The sequence below is a fragment of the Massilia sp. P2_C2 genome, assembly GCF_056404615.1.
On the sequence record NZ_JBFUDR010000133.1, the window covers coordinates 1 to 16,418 of the forward strand.

The 16,418-nt window shown below is 64.2% G+C and carries 17 protein-coding genes and 1 pseudogene; 5 read left to right on the plus strand and 13 right to left on the minus strand.

Going from position 1 to position 16,418, the window contains the following annotated elements; translation table 11 throughout:
• Window positions 1-399, plus strand: a pseudogene (locus AC1DYX_RS16365) (hypothetical protein); the annotation flags it as partial.
• A 23-nt stretch (window positions 400-422) separates the two neighbouring features.
• Here the strand turns inward: AC1DYX_RS16365 and AC1DYX_RS16370 are convergent.
• Window positions 423-881: a hypothetical protein gene (locus AC1DYX_RS16370; protein WP_477260622.1), complete on the minus strand. Its 459-nt coding sequence runs from the start codon at window positions 879-881 to the stop codon at window positions 423-425.
• A 155-nt stretch (window positions 882-1,036) separates the two neighbouring features.
• On the opposite strand from AC1DYX_RS16370, the gene AC1DYX_RS16375 reads away from it, so the two are divergent.
• The gene (locus AC1DYX_RS16375) at window positions 1,037-2,998 is read left to right on the plus strand and encodes a TonB-dependent receptor (RefSeq protein ID WP_477260624.1); all 1,962 of its coding nucleotides are present in this window, start codon (window positions 1,037-1,039) and stop codon (window positions 2,996-2,998) included.
• A 259-nt stretch (window positions 2,999-3,257) separates the two neighbouring features.
• Here AC1DYX_RS16375 and AC1DYX_RS16380 read toward each other — a convergent pair whose 3' ends face one another.
• The 6 genes from AC1DYX_RS16380 to AC1DYX_RS16405 all read right to left on the minus strand — a co-directional run bounded on the left by AC1DYX_RS16380 (window position 3,258) and on the right by AC1DYX_RS16405 (window position 9,990).
• Complete coding sequence (locus tag AC1DYX_RS16380; protein ID WP_477260626.1) at window positions 3,258-5,687, minus strand: ABC transporter permease; 2,430 nt, start codon at window positions 5,685-5,687, stop codon at window positions 3,258-3,260.
• A 57-nt stretch (window positions 5,688-5,744) separates the two neighbouring features.
• Window positions 5,745-6,428 (minus strand): ABC transporter ATP-binding protein, encoded by a 684-nt coding sequence (locus AC1DYX_RS16385; RefSeq protein ID WP_477260628.1) that lies wholly within the window; start codon window positions 6,426-6,428, stop codon window positions 5,745-5,747.
• A gap of 23 nt (window positions 6,429-6,451) precedes the next feature.
• A complete protein-coding gene (locus AC1DYX_RS16390; RefSeq protein WP_477260630.1) occupies window positions 6,452-7,696 on the minus strand; it encodes an efflux RND transporter periplasmic adaptor subunit in 1,245 nt (414 codons plus the stop codon).
• A gap of 70 nt (window positions 7,697-7,766) precedes the next feature.
• Window positions 7,767-8,075 carry an energy transducer TonB gene (locus AC1DYX_RS16395; protein WP_477260632.1) on the minus strand — a complete coding sequence of 103 codons (309 nt, stop codon included), beginning with the start codon at window positions 8,073-8,075 and terminating at the stop codon, window positions 7,767-7,769.
• 134 nt (window positions 8,076-8,209) lie between these two features.
• Window positions 8,210-9,607, minus strand: a complete 1,398-nt coding sequence (locus tag AC1DYX_RS16400; protein ID WP_477260634.1) for a M56 family metallopeptidase — start codon at window positions 9,605-9,607, stop codon at window positions 8,210-8,212.
• Window positions 9,604-9,990 carry a BlaI/MecI/CopY family transcriptional regulator gene (locus AC1DYX_RS16405; RefSeq protein ID WP_477260636.1) on the minus strand — a complete coding sequence of 129 codons (387 nt, stop codon included), beginning with the start codon at window positions 9,988-9,990 and terminating at the stop codon, window positions 9,604-9,606. Before AC1DYX_RS16405 ends, AC1DYX_RS16400 begins: the two co-directional genes overlap by 4 nt.
• Window positions 9,991-10,136: 146 nt before the next feature.
• Between AC1DYX_RS16405 and AC1DYX_RS16410 the strand changes: the two genes are divergently transcribed.
• Both AC1DYX_RS16410 and AC1DYX_RS16415 read left to right on the plus strand, forming a co-directional pair.
• Complete coding sequence (locus AC1DYX_RS16410; protein ID WP_477260638.1) at window positions 10,137-10,889, plus strand: SIMPL domain-containing protein; 753 nt, start codon at window positions 10,137-10,139, stop codon at window positions 10,887-10,889.
• A gap of 43 nt (window positions 10,890-10,932) precedes the next feature.
• Window positions 10,933-11,127 (plus strand): ATP-binding cassette domain-containing protein, encoded by a 195-nt coding sequence (locus AC1DYX_RS16415; RefSeq protein WP_477260640.1) that lies wholly within the window; start codon window positions 10,933-10,935, stop codon window positions 11,125-11,127.
• On the opposite strand, the gene AC1DYX_RS16420 is transcribed toward AC1DYX_RS16415, so the two are convergent.
• From AC1DYX_RS16420 to AC1DYX_RS16445, 6 genes are all read right to left on the minus strand, one after another.
• Window positions 11,088-11,381, minus strand: coding sequence for a hypothetical protein (locus AC1DYX_RS16420; protein ID WP_477260642.1), 294 nt, complete (start codon window positions 11,379-11,381; stop codon window positions 11,088-11,090). The genes AC1DYX_RS16415 and AC1DYX_RS16420 overlap by 40 nt on opposite strands.
• A gap of 391 nt (window positions 11,382-11,772) precedes the next feature.
• Window positions 11,773-12,318 carry a hypothetical protein gene (locus AC1DYX_RS16425; RefSeq protein WP_477260644.1) on the minus strand — a complete coding sequence of 182 codons (546 nt, stop codon included), beginning with the start codon at window positions 12,316-12,318 and terminating at the stop codon, window positions 11,773-11,775.
• Window positions 12,319-12,373: 55 nt separating this feature from the next.
• On the minus strand, window positions 12,374-14,206 hold the full coding sequence (locus AC1DYX_RS16430; RefSeq protein WP_477260646.1) for a hypothetical protein: 1,833 nt from the start codon (window positions 14,204-14,206) through the stop codon (window positions 12,374-12,376).
• 10 nt (window positions 14,207-14,216) lie between these two features.
• Entirely contained in the window at window positions 14,217-15,134 is a 918-nt protein-coding gene (locus AC1DYX_RS16435) for an ABC transporter ATP-binding protein (RefSeq protein WP_477260648.1), read from the minus strand.
• Window positions 15,131-15,541 (minus strand): GntR family transcriptional regulator, encoded by a 411-nt coding sequence (locus AC1DYX_RS16440; protein ID WP_477260650.1) that lies wholly within the window; start codon window positions 15,539-15,541, stop codon window positions 15,131-15,133. The genes AC1DYX_RS16435 and AC1DYX_RS16440 overlap by 4 nt, the downstream gene beginning before the upstream one ends.
• Window positions 15,542-15,595: 54 nt before the next feature.
• Window positions 15,596-15,871, minus strand: a complete 276-nt coding sequence (locus tag AC1DYX_RS16445) for a hypothetical protein (protein ID WP_477260652.1) — start codon at window positions 15,869-15,871, stop codon at window positions 15,596-15,598.
• Between AC1DYX_RS16445 and AC1DYX_RS16450 the strand changes: the two genes are divergently transcribed.
• A complete protein-coding gene (locus AC1DYX_RS16450; RefSeq protein ID WP_477260654.1) occupies window positions 15,753-16,325 on the plus strand; it encodes a recombinase family protein in 573 nt (190 codons plus the stop codon). The genes AC1DYX_RS16445 and AC1DYX_RS16450 overlap by 119 nt on opposite strands.
• Window positions 16,326-16,418: the final 93 nt, after the last annotated feature.

Here is a 16,418-nt window from a genome sequence, read left to right on the forward strand (position 1 = left end):
ATCCTGCTCGACCGTGTCCAGAAGAAGCGCCCCATTCCCGACAGTGCCGCAGCCCACCTGAGGCGGCAGGGCCTGATCGAAGGAAGAAAGCCAAACTTCTATCTTTCGGCAGCAGTCGCCGCGTCCACGAACGAGCAGGCGGCGTACACACGCAACAAGGGATTGGAAAAAGAGCGCTTGAAACAGTTCGTCCTGAGCCACTTGCGCCAGTTTGCGCCGACCAGCCGGGAGGATTTAGACAACTTGTTGATCCCTATGCTTCCGGCTGGCCTGACAGAACAGCAGAAGCGTGACAGGGTAAAGAACCTCCTCTCCGAGATGCGAGCCAAGGACGGCACTATCTGCTGCGAGGGCCGCGGGCCGGCAGCGGTATGGCGTACCGCGGCGCCAGTGGGTTAATTTTCGCCCAAATTTAGACAACCTTAGACGACTAATAGATAACCCGGCGCAGCATGGCTATCTGGAAGCTCTTCCAGATAGGGCCATCGCACGACGGCGACAAGCATATGCGGCACGTCACAGGCCTTGGTGATCTCGCGGTCGCCTGAAGGCCCGGGGCCAGGATCCGTTTTGCGCCAGCTCTGGCCAGGTGTATTCGCCTGCCGTGTGCAGCCGTCCGCGACCACTTCCCGCTTAGCCTCGTACAGAGCGTCGTCGACCGCTGCCAGCAGCTCGACGTAGACCTGCTCGAAGTACTGGGGCGGCGGTGCGCACGCGCTGTGCAAGGCCGCCGGTATCGGCAGCAGGGTTGCCATGCCGACGCTGCCGCGCACTGGCAGGGTTTGGCCCTGCCACTCGATGCGCATGTCCAGCAGCAGGTCCAGCAGGCGTGCGGCGACCTGGGTGGCACCATTCTCGCCCGTATTCACGAACAGGCGCACGTCACTGATTAAAAAAACAGGGCGGACACTAGGCAACGCCAAATCGCCAAATCGCCGAATCCGAACTACGTCGTGCCACGTATATGTGGAGGTATGAACTTTCGACTATTCTTCGCACCATGACTCCAACCTGCCGTCTCCTATCCCTGGCCATCATGGCAGCCTTCACCATGTACGTCGTCCCAGTGGCAGCGCAAGAATCTTTCAACGTTACGCTTGTCCCTGTCGTTCCGGTTGTCGGGCACTACGACAATGCCGTCGGCACGTCGGACGCCGCTAGCCAGGGCGTCATCACGGCCGACCTGGTCGCCAACCGACCGGCGCTGCGGACGGGAGAACTGCTCGAATTCGTACCGGGCATGATCGTCACGCAGCACAGCGGCGACGGCAAGGCGAACCAGTACTTCCTGCGCGGCTTCAACCTCGACCACGGGACGGACTTCGCCACCTACGTGGACGGCATGCCGGTCAACATGCGCACGCATGCGCATGGGCAGGGCTATTCGGACCTGAACTTCCTGATCCCCGAACTGGTCCAGCGCATCGACTACAGGAAGGGTACATATTTCGCCGACGAAGGCGACTTCGCGTCGGCCGGCGTGGCCCGCTTCCGGCTGGCGGACCGGCTGCCGGCCGGCCTCGTGAGCCTGTCGCTGGGCAGCTACGGTTTCAAGCGTGGCCTGCTGGCGGATTCGTTGGATGTGACCGGCGGCACACTGCTGTATGGCGTGGAGGCCGGCCGGAACGACGGTCCGTGGGACGAGCCGGAACACGTCCGTAAGCTCAATGCGCTGCTGCGCTACAGCCGTGGCAGCGCGGACGACGGCTACAGCCTCACTGGCATGGCCTATCGCAATCGCTGGAATTCGACGGACCAGATTCCGCTGCGGGCGGTGGAATCCGGCGCGATCGGCCGTTTCGGCAGCATCGACCCGGGCGACGGCGGGGAGAGCTCCCGCTACAGCCTGTCGTACGCGCTGCGCAAGCGCGGCGCCGGCACACTATTCGAGCTTGACGCTTACGTGCTGCGCTCGCGCCTCGACCTGTTCAGCGATTTCACTTACTTCCTGGCGAATCCGGACCGTGGTGACCAGTTCCAGCAGAGCGAGCGGCGCGACATGGCGGGCATCAGCGTGGCCCAGTCCTGGACGACGTCGTGGGCCGGCATGGCCGTGCGCAACAAGGTCGGCCTGCAGGCGCGCTACGACCGCCTTGCGCCGGTCGGCATTTACGACACTGTCGCGCGCACGCGCACGGATACGGTGCGCGAGGACCGCGTGCGCGAGGGCAGTGCCGGCGTCTACGTCGAAAACGTTGTGCAGTGGCAGCCGTGGCTGCGCAGCGTGGCCGGGCTGCGCTACGACGCGTACCGGTTTCGTGTGAACAGCAGCATCGCGGGTGACAGCGGCACGGCCGATGCGCACATCGTGTCGCCGAAGCTGTCGCTGATCTTCGGGCCGTGGTACGACACCGAATTCTTCGTCAACGCCGGCCGCGGCTTCCACAGCAACGACGCGCGCGGCACGACCGAGACCCGCCTGCCGGATGGCGAGCCCGCGTCCCCTGTCACCCCCCTGGTCCCGACGCGCGGCATGGAGCTGGGGCTGCACACGGAAATCGTCCCCCGCCTCCAAAGCTCGCTCGCGTTGTGGCGCCTGGACATTGCGTCGGAACTCGTGTTCGTCGGCGACGCCGGCGAGACGGAACCCAGCCGTGCAAGCCGCCGCCACGGCATCGAATGGAACAACCACTACATTACCGGACCGGGCGTGCTGCTCGACCTGGACATCTCCACTTCGCATGCGCGCTACACACAGCACGATCCGGTGGGCGACGACATCCCTGGATCGCTCGGGCGCGTGGTGTCGTTCGGTGTCACGCTGGAAGATCCGGGGCGCTGGTCCGGCGGGTTCGAGCTGCGCCATTTCGGACCGCGTCCGCTGATCGAAGATGGCAGCGTGCGCTCGGCCTCCACGACGCTGGCGTACGCGCGCCTCGGCTACCGTCTTGCACCGCGTACGCGCCTGCCGGGCGAGCCGGCGGATGGCGTCGACGACATCCACTTTCACCCGGTCGAGCCACGCTCCGCACGGTTGACGCTGCAGCACAGCTTCTGACGTGCACGGTCCGCATGCGCAGCTGCATGCAGTAGGCATCCGGCGGTGATTTAAGTATGTATCGACGGAGACGACACTGGAGCGCATACGCCTGGATAGCCTGCCTGGCCATGTGCTGACGATTGACTGCCCCATCCTGAAACGGAATGACCGCAGTACCAGTAGGCCCTGGAGGAAACGCGGGTGGGTTAGCGAGACGTCAGCACCTGGGGCAATTTTGCGCCGGCGTCAACACTCCCGGGTACGATGGGTGAGCAGATCAGTCGCGCAGTGCCCGCACCGGAGACAGCCGTATTGCCGTCACGGTATTCTTGAGGGTTGATATCAGCGTGACTACAACCACTGCTAGCACGGCGCCAACCTCGGGCCATATCCCGGTTGGCGCCCGTTCCGAAAAGGTCGCCATGTAGTTTTCAACAGCCAAAATTGCCATTGGTAATCCAATTGCAGCGCCAATGACGATCATGGCAACGAACTCTCGCCCGACCAGACGTGCGACATCCGTCGCGCCGGCACCGAACAGCTTATGCAGCACGATCGTGCGGGACATGCGCTGTACGCTGTAGGAGGACATTGCATAGATGCCGAATGCGGTCAGCATGATGGCGATCACCGTGCCCAGTGCGAGCAGTGCTGCCAAGCGCCTGTCGTCGGCATAACTGTCGGCGAAATAATCGCCGGCGTGGCGGATGCGGATGATGTCGTTGGGAAAGTACTGGCGTACCAGCGCATCGACCTCGGCTTCAACCTGTTGCATGTTGCCCGAAACGCGCACGGTAAAGGTCGGCGTGTACATGGTCGTGAAATACAGAATAGGTTGAGGCTTGCCATGCAGGCTGTGATATCGAATGTCGGGCGCGACGCCGACGATTGGTCCGGTCGCGACGGTCTTGTCCCCCATGCGGTAAGTGAGGAGTTGGCCGACTGCGTCCTGAGGATTGGCGAACCCGAGTTCACGCGCCGTGCTCACGTTGATAATGTTGGCGGCAAAGCCGTCCTCGTCGTTGTCGGTCTTGGTGTTGAACAGTCGTCCGGCAACCGGACGCAGGCGGTAAGTATCGAAGAAGTTAGGGCTTACAGGCCGCACCAGGACGGAAGCCGATTTCCCGTTCAGCAGACCGACTTGAATGAACGCGGGGGGGAGGTTCTTGCCGATCGGATCCGCATTTGCCGCTACCGACTCCACTCCCTGCACACGGGACAAGGCTTCACGCAGCGCATGGTTGACTGGCGAGTGCAGATCACCCGGCAACTCCATCACCAGCAATGGGGTGGGATCGAATCCCAGATCGACCTTTGCAGCGAATCTTGTTTGCCAGGCAATAGCAAGCGTCAATGTCGTCAATGCGATGGCGACAATGAATTGAATTACTGTCAACATTCGACGCACCCACATGCCGCCCATGTTTTCGGCAACTCCCCTACCGGACAGCGTCTGCTGCGGACGCACCCGTACCGCGACCCATGCAGGATAGGCCCCGGCGAGCAGCCCGACCAATACACCCAGCGCCAATGAGGCCAGCAACGCCGAAGGTGTGAAGAGGTTATCCAACTTGCGGTTTATCAGATCGGCAAACACGGGGCGCAAGGCCATCGCCAGCAGCAAACCCAGGACAGTCGCGAGCAGCGATACCGTCAGGGACTCTGCGAGGAACTGGGTGATGAGACGCCCGATTGAGGCACCCAAAACCTTCCGCGTGGCGATCTCCCGTTGCCGGCGCAGCGTGCGCACCGTGGCCAGGTTGACGTAGTTTCCGCAAGCTAATAAAAGGATCAGCACCGCCACCAGACTCAAGCCAACGAGCGCGCGCCAGTCGCCATGGGGGCCACTAAAATGCTCTCCAGCGGTATCTTTGTCAAAATACATATTGGGCAAAGCCCCAAGGCGGAGGTCGATGATTTTCCGATTCCCAAGCTTCTGCTTCACCTCGGGTGCAATCTGCATGCTGGATGGGCCATGGTCCGCAACATCCTGAAGGTGTTGTTCGAGCGCCGCGGCGCTCACGCCTGGAGCGAGCTTCATGTATATCCGGGCACCGGTAATGTGGTTCCAGTCTTCGGCCAGCGGGTGCTTTATCTCGTCCGTCCAGGCCGCAGTCTTCATGCCGGCCAGGGCTTCGTAAGGGAGGGTGGTGTTCGAGGGACGATCGGGCAGCAGCGCAGTCACCTGGAACGGACTGCCGTTAATCTGCACGGTCTTGCCGACCRCGCCCAGACTGCTGCCGAACAAACGCTGTGCCGCTGTCATTGTCAGCGCCAGTGTGTCGGGCCGGCTGAGCGCGAGCCGCAAATCGCCGTCGATCGCCTGCACGCCGAACATCCCGGCAAACTCAGTATTGACCGCAGCCAGTTCGACACGTTGAACAACCGTATTGGCACGTACCGTTACCGGGAGCGGCACAAATGCGGAGCTGGCTGCAACCATGCCGCTGCGCTGGGCAACGCCCAGATAGGGCAACGGGGCCGTCTCGTACCAGGAGGCATTGTCGATGTCGTTTGGCCTGTACTTGAGCAGGAAGATCCGGTCCGCCTGCGGCACATCCGCGTCGTATGACATCGAGTAACGCACAAAGCCCAGCAACAGAAAGCACACGGCCAGGCCGATGACCAGACTGGCGACCACGATGGCCGAATAGACCGGGTCCTTGACCAGCATGCGCCAGCCGATGCGGAAATCGCGAATATTCATGTTTGCCCTGATTGCATTGAAGAATTTGGCCAGACGTGGCCAACAGCTACCTGCAGTTCAAACCACTGCTCGCAAGCCAATGGACTCGATACGTCCATCCAGCATGTGGATGGAACGCTTGGCCTGCGCCGCATGCTCCGGCGAGTGCGTCACCATGACGATGGTCGTTCCCTCCGCGTTGATTTCCTGGAGCAGCCGCATGACCTCGTCGCCATGCGCTGTATCGAGGTTACCGGTCGGTTCGTCGGCCAGCAGCAGCGCGGGACGCGTCACCAACGCGCGTGCGATGGCCACGCGCTGTTGCTGGCCACCGGATAGCTGGGATGGATGGTGGCCGGCGCGGTGGAGCAGCCCGAGTTTCTCGAGCATGGCGTTGCATTGTTCGTGGCGCGCACGGCCCGGCATGTCGGCATACTCGAGGGCCAGCGCGACGTTCTCGTACACTGACAATTCTTCGATCAGGTTGAAGCTCTGGAATATAAACCCGATACGACCGCGCCCCAGCTGGTTCAGTTTGCGCTCGCTCCAGCCGGCGACATCCTGCCCGTCGAACCAGTAGTGCCCCTCGCTGGGGGTGTCGAGCAGGCCGAGCACGCCGAGCAGCGTCGACTTGCCGCAGCCGGAGGGACCGGTAATTGTCACGTACTCCCCGGCTTCGATCTCCAGATTGATACGGTCGAGCGCAGTCGTCTGTACTTCGCCGGCAAGATGCACTTTGCAGATGTTCGCCATTTTCAGCATCGCTGAGTCCTCGGAAACATAAATTATTGGTAAAGTTGCAATTGTTCGGCTTGACCGAACGACGCGTAGCTCGACACGATTACCCGTTCACCCGGCGCCAGGCCGGACAGCACTTCGATCTGGCCATTGTTGCGTCGGCCAACCTTGATAGCACGCCGTGTCGCCGTCCGGCCGTCGCGCCCCAGGACGTACACCCAATTGCCACCGCTATCGCTGACGAACCCGCCATTCGGCAGCAACAGAGCCTGCGCCGCTTCACCTAGTGTGATATTGGCATCAAGGCTTTGTCCCGGGTTCAAAATGCCAGGCTGCCCCTGAGTAAAGACCATCTCTGCCGTGAATCGGCCGGACTTGATTTGCGGAAATATTGCGCTGACTTGGATAGGATAGTCGCGCGCGCCATCGTTGACGGTGCCGTGCTGGCCGACCGCAAACCGGTTCAAATAAAACTCATCGACCTGTGCGGTGAGCTTGAACGCCTTCGGATCATCGATACGGCCGATGTGCTGGTCGGGTCGGACTGTTTCGCCAACTTGCAAACGGAATCCGGTAAGACGGCCGGCAACTGGAGCGCGCACCGCCAGCGCTGCCACCGTTTGGTGGGCCAGCCGCAAGCCCGCTTCGAGGCCGGCGATCGCTGTTTGCAGCTGCGCCTGGGCGTCGTGCTGCACTTTGCTATCGCTGGCTTTGCTGGCGCGTTCCAGTTCGATCTGGCGTTTCTGCTGCGCGAGGAGGTCCGAGGACTCCTCCATTGCTGTTGAGGATATGAAACCTTTGTCGGCAAGCACTCGATTGCGCGCGTTCTGTTTCACCGACTGCTTGTGAGTAAACTCCAGATCCGCCAATCGGCGTGCATGGTCCACCTCGCTGCCTTGCTGCACGACACGCAGGTTGGACAAGTAATAATACTGCTGAGCAAGCTCGGCCTGGCGCGCCAACAACTCGAGGTTGCGCTGTGGATTGGACAGGCGGAACAACAAATCCCCTTGCTTGACCAAAGCCCCATCCTTTGCAAGAACTTCCTCGACACGCCCCGATTCGACCGAGTCGAGCACGACCGAGTGGAGTGGATCGGCATTTGCACGGACCAGCACGTTATCCTGGTATAAACCCTTGCTCACGGTAACGATGCGCACGTCTGCGGCACTGACTTGCAAACCGTGCGGCATCCACCACCAGATCAGTCCTGCACCTGCCAGAACTGCGGCAACAACAATCGCGCCGATTACAAGGCGGCGTCCGCGCCGCTTCGGGACGCGCTGATCCATGGCAGCACCGGTCACGGCGCCACGTAGGGGCGATGTACTCATCGATTACCCAGCCTCATAAATAATCCGCTCAATTTTGGCCGGCAAACGTCCGCCGTGCTTCACGCAAGGCAGAGCGCGCGGCCTCGTCCAGGGGCGTGAACCCGCTCGACGCTATTAGCTTAGAATTCTTCACCTTGCCGTTCTCGTCGACGAGAAAGCCGAGCTTGACCAAGCCCTCATGACCGGCCTGCACATCCGCGGGCGGGTACTGYGGCTTGGCGCAGCTGGTGAAGTCGAGCTTGGCGGTGCTGCTGCCTTGCGGTGCCGCATGGGCGGACGCCGCGCAGCCGAGGGCGATGGACAGGCATTGCAGGGCCGTGCGGATGATGCGGGACATGATGCTCTCCTTGTGGTGGGAACTGATGACCTTCAGTTCGTCAGGGCGTAAGGGCGCCGCGCGCCGTCTTGCGCGAATGCTTTGTTGATGATGGGGGCGTGACCGGCCCCGACGCTCAGCGGGACGGCGTCACGTCACGCGAGCCTCCAGACATACTGGACCGGCTGCCACGTCGGGACGGGCTGGCCGTTGCGCAGCGCCGGCGCGAACCGGCAGCGGTGCAGGGCGCCGCGGGCCGCCTCGTCCATGCTGACGTAGCCGCTGGACCGCAGGATGGTCGAGTCCGTGACGAAGCCCGAGGCGTCCAGGCGAAAGTTCAACGTGACCGTGCCCTCGTGGCTGGCCGCAATATCGGCCTGCGGGTATTGCGGTTTGCTGCAGGTCGAGAAGTCCGCGACCGCGGGCCGCGTCAGGCCGGCCGTCCTGACGGCCGGGGCGTCGCGGGTCGCCAGCGCGTGGGCGCTCGCCGCGCACGCGAGGACGAAGCCGAGCACGGGAATCGCGGCGCGCCAGTCCAGCGCCTGGGGATCCGGACGGACGAGGCGGCGGATACGCGCCATCAGGTCGCCGCCCGCCGCGGCTTGGGCCAAGTGGTGGCTGGAAAACTGCAGGCGTTCCAGTTCCGACAGCGCCCGTGCCAGGCGGCGCGGTTCGCCCAGCCGGCGGGCGGCGAAATCGTCGGCGATCTGCTCGCGTTCGTGGCGAATGCGGCGCGAGATCCACCACACGGCCGGGTGATAGAACAGCAGGGCTTCGATCACGGTCTGCACGAGGTTGACGAGGTAGTCGTGGCGCCGGACGTGGCCCAGCTCGTGCGCCAGCAGCGCTTCCAGCAATTGCGGCGGCATGCCCGTCACGAGGGCGGCCGGCACGAGCACGATCGGGCGCCAGCAGCCGGCCGTGACCGGGCTGGCCAAGCTGTCGACGATGCGCAGGCGCACGTTGCGGTCGATGCCGCAGCGGGCGGCAAGTTGGGCCAGCTTGGTTTGCCAGACGCGTTCCTCATTGCTCTGCGCCGCAGCGGCCCGTCCGTGCGACGCGCGTCGAACCCACACGAGTCCCAGCGCCATGCGCAGCCCGAACGCCGCGGCGCAGGCCGCCCACGCGCCGACAATCCAGTCGAGATGCTGCTGCAGCCAGGCGAGCAGGCCAACGGCGTCGCGCAACACGGCCGCCGGTGCCGACGCCAGCGGCAACATGCGCGCGGCCGCCACGTCGCGGTCGTCCAGCAGCATCGTCACTAAATCGATGGCGGGCCAGGCGACGCACAGCAGCAGGGCCAGGCACGCCGCAGCATAGCGGCGTTCGGGACCGGCATTGCGCAGCGCCACGAGCAGCACGGCCGTCGCGCACCCGATCAGCGCGCCTTGCCACACGAAGTGCAGCAACGTCCATCCGAGGCTGGGCACGAACGCGTTCGACAGCGCGGACAGCAGCCTGGTCAGCGTATCCGGCAAGTGCGAGGGCAGCGGCGCGAGCGGGCTGGTCGGCAGCAAGACCGACAACATCCCGTTGACGAGCCCCGCGCTCATTGGTCGTCTCCATCTTTCAGCAGTTGTTCGATCTCCTCGCGTTCCTTTTTCGAGATACCGCTCTTGAGCGCGGCCAGCACGAGCGCCTTAGCCGACCCCGCGAAGGCGCGCTGCATCAGGTCCTTCAGCAGATTCGTCTGCAGCGATTCCTGCGCCTGGGCCGGTGCGTACACGTGAGATCGTTCGCTCTCGTCGCGGATCAGCAAACCTTTGCCGTGCATGATCTGCATCAGGCGCAACACGGTCGCGTAAGTCACTTCCGGACGCTCCTTGACGATCTCTTCGTGGACCCGGCGTGCCGTCGCCGAGCCGAGCGGCCACAGCACCTGCAACAGGTCGAGTTCGGCGGGCGTGGGCTTGGGAAGGGCAGGGGATTTGGCCATGGCGGTCTTCGGAACGTGGTCGATAAATCTAGACTAACTTGTCTAGATTGAGTTGTCTACAAGTTTATTTTGAACACTGCGGCTTGTGCCGATATGTCGCTGGGGCCTAATATAGACATAAGCGTCTACATTAAAATGGAGTGTCCATGCTGAAAACCCGTCTGCGCACCGCCGCCCTCGGTCTCCTGCTGGCTTCAAGCGGCGCCGGCGCGTCGTCCGTCCCGGATTATCCGTTCGTGCATGTTACCGGTAGTTCGTTCCAGGCCGTCGTGCCCGACCTCGCCAGCCTCGATTTCGAGATCGTCGTGCCCGATGCCGACCCGGCCGCGGCCCGTGCCGTCCTCGAAGCGCGCGTGGGCGAGGTGCGCGACCTGGCGCGGCAGCTGGGAATAGACTCCGACGACGTCATCGTGCGCGAGGTGCGCCAGGGCATCCGCAAGGAGGAGCGGGCCGCGAACGGCGCGCCGGTGTACGAGCTGCGCTGCGACGTTCACATCAACGTGCGCAACGTCGCCAACTGGGCCGCGCTGGCCGGCGGCCTGCTCGGCAAGGCCAATCTCGACGGCTTCGCGTCCGCCTTCGACCGCACCGACATGGACACGATCCACGACGAACTCGTGACCCAGGCCATCCAGGACGCCCGCCGCCAGGCCGACGTGATGGCGGCCGCGGGCGGGCGGCGCGTCGGCGGCCTGATGGGCGCGACGCCGGAAGCGCTGAAGAACCTCAGCACGGCGATGGGGCTGGAACGCGCCGAGTTCCGGCGCGATGGCGGCGCGGACCGGGCGCGCGCGCAGGACGTCGACCGCGAGCAATTGCTGGCAGTGCCCGCCTTGAAGCTGCGCCAACCCGTCGACGTGATCTTCCGTCTGGAAAACCTGCCGCGGCGCACCCGCTGACGGCATGCCTACTTGAGGCAGCACAGGCGCGGCGAAGGGGGGCGTGAATTTTTCCGGCGGCGAGCGCCAGCGTATCGGCGTCACGCGCGCCATCCTCAAGCAGCCGACGATCCTCGTGTTCGACGAAGTGACGTCGGCGCTGGATGCCGTGCCCGAACACGCCATCGTCAAGGAGCTGGAGCGCCTGTCGGAGCGGTTTTACGGCGGCGGCGGGTTGGTTTTGACCTTCTGGTCGTAGGCAGTGACGTTGCGGGTGATGGTGCGGGTTTTGGACGCGGTTGCGTTTTCGGTGGGGCTATCTGTCAACGGTTGACAGATAGCGGCCCGCTGCTGGCGTACGAATTCGTGCGAAACCGCGCATGCCTTGGCGATCTCGCGGTCGCTCCACTGGACCGACTCCGGGTCGTCAAGCAGCATGGTAACGGCGCGGCGTTTATCGGCGTTGGTGCGGCGCAGCCCGTGCGCGGCGTTGGCGCCGACCGCGTACTGCACGGGGTCGCGCCTGCGGCCGTCCTTGACGCCAGGTCACGGCGACCGCGCGCTGTTGCCGGGCCGGGCGCGGAGTGGTGATCTCCGGCGCGGAGTCGACCGGGGCCGACGCCATTCCCCCGAATTCGCGGTTTTTGCGACGCCGGCCTGGTCTTGCCGACCTTGGCCGTCTGCATCGTGGCGTGGGTGCTATGTTTGGTGGTGTACGTGTGCGCGCCCGTCTTGGCCGAGCTGCACGTCGGCCTTCCACATGGCTAGGCTGGAGCAGTCGGCGCGCGGCGCGCCCAGGCCGGACAGCACCCCCACATCCTCGGCCACGATGACGTCCTGGCGGCCGGGGAAAATCGATCCAGAGCAGACGGACCGGGAGGTGTCGCGCCGTAGGACGACACTACTACCATTTGCATCCTTCATCGCTCACTGCGCCGCGTATTAGAGCCGGCAATTTCAGCAGTCCCGTTAGGCGCACGCTGCCGACCTTTGCCACGTCATCGCTATTACATCGGGGGCGAAAGGCCGCTCCAATCGCCTTCTCGGCAGCGCTGCTGTGGCTCGTCAACGTGGATGTAGAGCGAATGCCTTTCCCACGTTCTTCGGCCACGAAGTCCGCGATGACGTGCTTCACCGTTGCGCTGTCTGGCAGTACAACTGCGGACGCGGGTGCCACCGTCTCGTCCTGCGTCGCGGGCAGTGTCCTTGTCGCTTCCTCAAGAGGCGCGTCATCGGGCTGAGGTATTGCGGGACGCCACTCGTTCCGACGCCTCGGCTTAATAACGGGCGTTACCGTGATGCTTTCGCCGGCATCGGCATGCCGAGCCGAGGCCGGGATAATTTTGAGCATGATGACGTTGGCGGATTTGGCGGCTGGGGGACCGACCCGGTTGTGCGTCGAAGCGCTGCGGCTTACCACGTACCACGCGCCGATATGCAGGATAGCCATACACAGCAGTCCTGCCGCGCGCCGCGCGCCGATATGGCGCGCTATCCCTTTCCCTTCACCCATGAGCGGCGACGGCCGATACTGGACGCAGCACCGCATGTTCACGAGGCCGCAACACCATCAGCGACAGTAATCCCGGCACCCCCAGCACCAGGCAGGCGAGGCACCATGCGAGCCGCATGCGTGGCGTGGCATAGGGGGCGCGTGTCCACCAGGCCGCGCATGCGGCCGAGAGCAGGCAGGTTGCCAGGGCGGCGGCCCATACACCGAAGGGACGGGGAAGTAACAGTTGGGCGAAGCGCGATGCCCCGTCGTCTGCAATGCTGCCGTTGTCGATCAGTGCGTCGGGCAGGCCGACCAGCGCGTACAGCGCCGGCGACACCCACCAGTCCTTGTGCTCGAACAGCAGCGGGAAGTCGTGCGTCAGTTCGCGCCGTGCCACTTGCTGCACATGGCCGATATGGTCAACCAGATAGATGATTTGCGGCGCGTCCGTCACGCCGTCCGTCTGGCGGTAGCCGTACAGGAACGACACGAGGATGCCGTCCGCCACGCCCGCCGCATCCACTCGCTCCAGGTCGCCGAAAGGCAGCGGCAGCCGGACCTCTGCCGGGATGTCGCCCTGGCCGGCGCGGGGCGCCAGCAAGATGAGCCGGCGGTTCGTAAGCACCAGGGTCCGGTCGCCGAGCACCGCGACGCCGCCGGCAAGTTGTTCGGTGCCGTCCACGCGCAGCATCCGGTGCAGTGTGCCGCGCGCAGTGTTCAGCACGTGCAGGTCGTGGGGATTCACCAGGTAGGTCGTCTTGCGGTTGTCGCGCACGACGGTCGGCTGCGCGTCGAACGGCGCCATCCCGTCGTCGCCGGCGCCCAACCAGCCCTTGTCGGCGCGCGTGCGGCGATTCACGCCGCGGTACATCATGCGGTCATGGCTGAAGGTCCGGAGATTCGCGTCGTCGCTGAACATGACGCGGCCCTGGTTCGTGATCAGGTTACGCACTGCATACTGGCGCACGTTCGGGCCGACGGATACGCTGTTGTCGCGGTCGAGGTCCGCGCGCCAGACGGAGGCGCGCGGGTTGGCGTTGGCGGCCAGTCCGAGCTGGATGGCTTCGTCGGGGTAAGAGCGGACGGCCTCCGTATGTCCGCCACGCGGCACGTGGTCGCTGGACAGCGGGTACACGCCGGCGAGCATCTGCCCGAGCTGGAACAGCATCGAACCGCCCCAGACCAGGGCCAGGTAGAAGCAAACCTGCAGTGGCAGCGCATTGGCGACGACGGTGCCCGCTTCGTCGCCAATGCGTCGGCTGGGGCGGAACACGGTGTACAGCAGGAACAGCAGCAGCGCGCAGCAGGCCATGCCCAGCCCGAGCACGGTGGCGGCCGTGGCCATGTGCATGGTCAGTACGACCGGCAGCACCAGGATTGCGAACGCCCAGCGGCTGCGGTGCAGCATTATGTAGCCGCCCACCATCCAGGCCGATAGCGTGGAGAGCGCCAGGAAGGCGGCGCCCGCGTAATGGCGAGCATCGATGACGCGGTTGGTGAAGTGTGCCTGCGAGGCCAACACGATGAACAACGGCAGCGCGACGGCCAGCAGCGTTAGCGTCACGGCGGCCAGCACCAGGGCAGCCAGTATACGCGCCCGGTGGGTCGGCCGGTGCAGGAGCCAGATCCAGCGGTTCGGTTGGCGGTAGGTGCCGAACTGGTAGAGCGCCAGACCGAGGCCGGACAGCATGTATAGCATCAGCATGACCACGTGGGTCCAGCTCGATTCGCTGGGCAGGTCGCCGACCTGCTCCAGGGCCACCAGGATCAACAGACAGGCAATGCCGTGGATCGCGGCCGCCTTGCGGAAGCGGCGCAGTTCGGAAAAATACAGTTCTAGCATGGGTGAATCCTTATGCGGCGCGGCGTGACGTGCCGGCGTGGCCACAGGTCAGGAACGCGTTCACGGCGCGCTCCAGGCCGAGCGGTATCGTCTGGACCGATTGCGCGCCCAGCAGCTTGAGGCGAGCGCCGAAGCTGTCGTCCTGGTCGAATACGACGAGGTGCGTGTGGCCTTCGATCGTCTGGGCCTGCAGCACGCCCGGCAGCTGCCATACGTCCGGCGTCTTGAACGGGAACGCGGCAACCCACAGGCGGATGCGCTCGCAGAAGTCGGCGGGGCCGTTCATGTAGCGCAGCCTGCCGTGTTCAAGGATGACGAGGTTGTCGGCGACGCGCTCGATTTCGTCCATCTGGTGCGAGCAGAACACAATCGTCGCGCCGTCGTTATCGAACAGCGTCGTCTCCAGCATCGTGTCCAGGAACACACGTTTGGCGACCACGTCCAGACCTAGGGTCGGTTCGTCGAGGATCAGCAATTCCGGGCACTGCGACAAGGCGAGGGCCAGGTTCAGGCCCGCCCGCTCGCCGCGCGACAATTCGCACACTTGCTGGTCCGGCATCACGTTGAAGTGGCGGATCACTTCGTGGTAGCGCGCCTCGTTCCAGCGTGCGTACTGGCGCTCGTGCATGCGTTTCAGCTCGCGCACGCGCATCCAGCCCGGCAATGCGTGCTCCTCGTTCACGTAACCGATGCGCTCGCGCAGCGCCGGCGTCAGGCGCGTGGTGTCGTGACCGAGCACGCGCGCACTGCCAGCGCTGGCCTGCTCGAAGCCGAGCAGCACGCGAAACAGCGACGATTTCCCAGCCCCGTTCGCGCCAACGACGGTGTGGACGGCACCGCGTGGCAGCCGAAGCGTCAAGTGGTCGAGGGCCAGCTTGTTCCCGTAGGACAGGCACAGCGCCTCGGTATCAATGACGTAGTCGTTCATGCGGTCTTCCTGGCGGCATAGTGGGCAAGTTCGGTGGCAACGTGGTCGAGGACCGTCTGCTGCGGGTAATCGAGCCCGATCACGTCGCTGACGAAGCGGTCCACCGCCTCGCCTAGGCGGCGCGTGCGCTCGGCATCGGACAAGCGCTGGCGCTGCTCGGCCACGAATAGGCCTAGGCCCGCCCGGGCATGCAGCCAGCCTTCGGCGGTCAGCTCCGTGTAGGCCTTGGCGACCGTGTTCGGGTTGATCGACAGTTGCTGCGCCAACCCGCGTACGCTGGGCAGGATGTCTCCCGGCAGCAGCTCGCCTGCGGCGATGAGGCGTTTCACGCCGTCGGTAATTTGGCGCACGATGGGGCGCGGATCACCGGTCACGATCTGCAAGACCACGGTAGGTCGTCGGCTCATGGTATCTATCTGTACTATAACGAGTAGTACAGTAACATTGGCAAATCTCTCTCGTCAAGAGATGCGCATGGGCCGTTTTGCTTGTCCTTGACAACGACCGCATCTGGCCGGCGTCGGCGAGAAGGATGGCCCAGTCGGTGCGGGCGCGTGGAGGATTTTGCAGACCATTGTCACGGATCCTTTGCGGGATGGGAAATGGAGGGTGACGAGGGTGCCTGCGCCGGGCGTGATGGCGACGTCTATCGTGGCACTGAACTGCTCGATGACGATGTCGTGCACGATCGCCAGGCCTCGGCACGTGCCCTGGCCGAACGGGTTGGTCGTGAACATCGGCTCGAAGATACGGCGCAGGTCGGCCGGTGCGATGCCGCCGCCGTTCCTGACGTCGCCGGCGGGGAAGATGGTCCTAGCCGTGCTTGCCGCGATGGCGGAAATGGAACGCGACCTGCTGGTGGAGCGAACGCAGGCCGGCCTGGCCCGGGCCAAGACCGAAGGCAAGGCACTCGGTCGGCCGAGCGCGACCACGGCGCGCGATCAGGCCAAGATCGTGGAGCTGCATGCGGCCGGCCAGTCGCTCTCGAAGATCGCGGCCCAGTTCAAGATCGGCAAGACGACCGTCCACAGCGTCATACAGGCCGCCAAGAAGGCGGCGCAAGCACAGACCCCCACCACGCCAGCAGAGGCCGCCAGGAAACCCGCAAAGGCCTCCGCGAACGACGAGAGCGACATGGCTCGGCGCGCGATCCTGGAGCAGAAGCACGGGCAGCTCCGACTTCATCCATGACAGGTCCGAAATCACGACCAAGAGCGGAAAAAACAAGGGGGACCCCATAACATGAGGTCCCCCTGCGGGAAAAACACCTTAAATGGTATATAC